Origin of the sequence: Curtobacterium sp. P97, from assembly GCF_023712445.1 — a bacterium.
GTDB lineage: Bacteria > Actinomycetota > Actinomycetes > Actinomycetales > Microbacteriaceae > Curtobacterium.
The window spans coordinates 1-450 of the sequence record NZ_JAMAYF010000115.1; the positions used below are offsets into that span (position 1 = coordinate 1).

The 450-nt window shown below is 69.3% G+C and carries 1 protein-coding gene; it reads right to left on the minus strand.

Annotation, left to right across the window (positions count from 1 at the left end; translation table 11 throughout):
• On the minus strand, positions 1-450 hold a 450-nt coding region (locus tag M3677_RS17220; protein WP_251161168.1), incomplete at both ends, for a Na+/H+ antiporter NhaA.

Genomic DNA, 450 nt, shown 5'->3' on the forward strand with positions numbered 1-450 from the left:
CACCAGCACCCAGGTGACGGCGGCCAGCGGCAGCAGGATCCACCACGAGCGGATCCGCTTCTGCACGCAGAACCCGAACAGCGCCAACGGGATGAGCGCCAGCGCGAGCGGGCCGAACGACAGCGACGACGTGTAGAAGATCGCGATGATCGTGATGGCCAGCAGGTCGTCGACGATCGCCAGGGTGAGCAGGAAGGTGCGCAGTGCGGCGGGCAGGTGCGTGCTGATGACCGCGAGCACGGCGAGCGCGAAGGCGATGTCGGTGGCGGTGGGGATCGCCCAGCCGGTGAGCCCGCCGTCGCTGCCCAGGTTGACGACGGTGTAGATGATCGCCGGCATCGCCATGCCGCCCACGGCCGCCGCGACCGGCAGCGCGGCCTTGCGGGGGTCACGGAGGTCACCGGCGACGAACTCGCGCTTCAGCTCGAGACCGGCGACGAAGAAGAAGAT